4 protein-coding genes are annotated in these 3,081 nt (G+C 72.4%); 1 reads left to right on the top strand and 3 read right to left on the bottom strand.

Features of this window, described 5'->3' with window-relative positions; translation table 11 throughout:
* On the bottom strand, positions 1–795 hold a 795-nt coding region (gene aroD / locus G6027_RS14290; protein WP_182637751.1), incomplete at its 3' end, for a type I 3-dehydroquinate dehydratase.
* 37 nt (positions 796–832) lie between these two features.
* Positions 833–1,303, bottom strand: a complete 471-nt coding sequence (locus G6027_RS14295) for a DUF4262 domain-containing protein (protein WP_182637752.1) — start codon at positions 1,301–1,303, stop codon at positions 833–835.
* Positions 1,304–1,508: 205 nt separating this feature from the next.
* On the opposite strand from G6027_RS14295, the gene G6027_RS14300 reads away from it, so the two are divergent.
* The gene (locus G6027_RS14300; RefSeq protein ID WP_182637753.1) at positions 1,509–2,669 is read left to right on the top strand and encodes a patatin-like phospholipase family protein; all 1,161 of its coding nucleotides are present in this window, start codon (positions 1,509–1,511) and stop codon (positions 2,667–2,669) included.
* Positions 2,670–2,688: 19 nt separating this feature from the next.
* Here G6027_RS14300 and G6027_RS14305 read toward each other — a convergent pair.
* Positions 2,689–3,081 (bottom strand): DUF732 domain-containing protein (locus G6027_RS14305; protein WP_182637754.1); only part of this gene is annotated, 393 nt, incomplete at its 5' end.

Raw genomic sequence — 3,081 nt, forward strand, 5'->3', positions numbered from 1 at the left:
ACGGACCCCCTCGGCCGGGAGTTGGCCGGGCGCCGAGGCCGCGCCCACCGTGGCGAAGGTGGCCGAGGAGCCGAACGGGCCACCGCCGAGCCGCGTGACCGCCCCCAGGCCACCCATCGACATGGTGATCAGCGGGATGCGAGCGGCCCGGTATCGCTCCTCGGTGGCGGACAGCAGCGTCACCACGTCGGCCGCGGATCGCGGCGTCACGGCGATTTTGGCCACGTCCGCCCCCGCGTCCTCCATCGCGGTGAGCCGCGCCACGATCTCCTCGGCGGGCGGGGTCGCGTCGAAGTCGTGGGTGGACGCCACCACCTGGATGCGGTGTCGGTGGGCGGCGGTGATCGCGTCCCCCACGAGCGGGTGCCGGTATTCCACGTCTATCGCGGCCGCCAAGCCTGTCGAGGAGAGGGCCTCGACCAGCGCGACATAGGCCTCCGGTGAGATCTCCGCACCCCCGCCCTCGGCACGGGTGCGGAACGTGGCCAGGACCGGAAGCGCCGGCAGCAGCGCCGAGATGCGCTCGAGGGCCTCCACGGCCGGGGCCGGATCACTCCCGGCCCCGGCGGTGAAGGGTTCGTAGAGGTCGACTCGCCATTCGGCCATGTCGACCAGCCGGGCCGCGACCGGGGGTGCCCCGGCCGGAGGGGTCCCTACCGCGGGAGAGCTCCGGAACTCGGCGTCGGCGGTGAGTAGCGCACCGATCTGCTCGGTGAGCTCCGTGAGATCGCATCCCGTGAGCGGGACGATGATCGACGGTGAACGGGCGTCCAGGACGAGCCGATGGCGGGGCATGGGTAGACCCTACGACGGCCCCGCCGGGGCGGTGGTCTCAGCAGCACCCGTCGCACGGGCAGGGCTGCCTGGCGGGGACCAGTTCCAGGGCGGTGAGGCCGCCGGTACCGGCGGTGCGGTAGTAGCGACCCGCCCACCGCAGGGTCCTGGAGGGGCGCCGGACTGGAACGAGCTCCCACGTGGGCCCGTCGGGGCCCTCGCACAGTAGGTGACCTGCGTCGAGAACCCGGCCGTCCAGGACGGAGCCGCCCCAGCGGGTGAGCAGCGCGGCCGTCTCCCGGGCGCCCAGGCCGCGGGCCAGGAGTTCCGGGTGCCCGCGATCGGTGAGCCCGACCGTGTATCCGAACCGTTGGTCCGGTGGCAGCGGGGCGGACTCGCAGTCCGCGCAGGCGCAGCCCTCGCCCACGTGGACCAGGTGCAGCCCGAATCGATCGATGTTGGTGGCGACGAGCGCCATGTCGGGGTCGACGGCGGCGACGGGACGGAACTGGATGGCGGTGTGGGACACGGGAACTCCTGGTTGTCTGCTCGGTGATCGTCCGTATCGAACAGGTGCTCGATACGATGGAGAAGGTAGACGGCGCCTACGACACGGCGGCCCCGGTCCCGGGATGACACGGGCCGCGCCGGTGCACACTGGAGGCGAATCCGCTGAGGGGACGGCACCGGTGGGGCGACACGGGGCACGAGTGAGGACGACGGAGGAGGATCGGATGAGGGTCGCGTTGGCACTGGGGTCCGGTGGGGCGCGCGGATATGCGCACATCGGGGCCATCCGTGAACTCGAGTCGCGCGGACACGAGGTGGTCGGGGTGTCCGGGGCGTCAATGGGCGCGGTGGTGGGTTCGCTGCTGGCGGCCGGAGAGTTGGACCGCTTCGAGGAATGGGTGCGGGGTCTGGCACAGCGGGACGTCCTGCGGTTGCTCGACGTGTCCTTCGCCGGTGGGGGAGCGATCCGCGCCAACAAGATCATGGGCGTGATCGGCGAGATGCTCGACGACGTGCGGATCGAGGATCTGGCGATCCCCTACACCGCGGTGGCCACGGACCTGCGGGCGCGGAGAGAGGTGTGGTTCACCCGCGGCCCGGCGGATATCGCCGTGCGTGCGTCGTTCGCGATCCCGAGCATCGTCACCCCGGCGATCGTGGGCGGGCGCCTGATGATCGACGGCGGTGTGACCAATCCGGTCCCGCTCGAGCCGCTCGCCTCCGTGGAGAGCGACATGGTCCTGGCCGTGTCCTTGACCGGTCGACGCGCCGGGATCCGCGGGTCCACCTTCCAGGAGAGCTCGGACCCCGACGAGCCGTCGGCCGTGGCGGATCCGAAGATCGCCAAGAAGGGTGGCACCGTTACCGCGACCACCGCCGCCAGGCTCTCCGGACGCATCCGGACGGCGGCGGCGGACGTGCGGGACGCCGACCTGGTGCGACTGGTCGCGGCCCGCTTCGGCCAGGACTCGAGCGGTGCGGACACGGCCGGGCTCGACGCACCCGGGATCGACCCGACCGGGCAGGGCGCCGAATCCGGCCCCCGGGCTGTGGAGGACTCCACCCCGAGCGGGTCGGCGCAACCGTCACCGGAGGTCGAGGAGGCGGTCGAGGAGGGCGAACGCGAGGTCCGGGCCGACGCCCAGGGGGACGAGCGGAGCCTCGAGTCCCTCCCTGGGACGCTGCGGATCTTCGACGTGGTCTCCCAGTCGATCGAGGCCATGCAGAGCATCCTCACCGGCTACCGGATGGCCGGGAACCGCCCCGACGTGCTCGTGGAGGTGCCGTCCGACTCGTGTTCGGCCTTCGACTTCCACCGTGCGGAGGAGATGATCGAACTCGGCCGCCGGCTCACCGCGGAGGCGTTGGACAGGGAGGGGCTGTGAGGCGGGAGGAGTCCCGCCGCTAGCCTCCCTGGTTCCCGCCCTCGTCCTGGCCGACCTGCGGCAGGTGCTGGGGGCAGAACGCCCTGACCGCGGCCGCGACCACCACCGGCGCCTCGGTCACCGGCGCATCGGCGTGGGCGTCGTTGTACTGCCGGACCACGTCGACGTAGCCCATGTCGCCGTCGAGAGACACACAGGCGTCGCGCCCCCGGGTGAGGTAGCCCTGTTCGTCCTCGGCGTCCACACCGACGGTCCGGATCTCGCTGAGGAACTGCTCCTCGGGCGCCCGTTCGTCACCGCCGTCCCCGTCCGGTGCCGGCTGCTGACCGGTCGTCGCACCGTCGCCGTCGGTCGCGTCGCCGACCGCGGAGGTGGCCTCGGCGGCGACGGATCCCACCGCGCTGGTGGCGTC

Source organism: Dietzia sp. SLG310A2-38A2, assembly GCF_014145095.1.
Taxonomy (GTDB): Bacteria; Actinomycetota; Actinomycetes; order Mycobacteriales; family Mycobacteriaceae; genus Dietzia.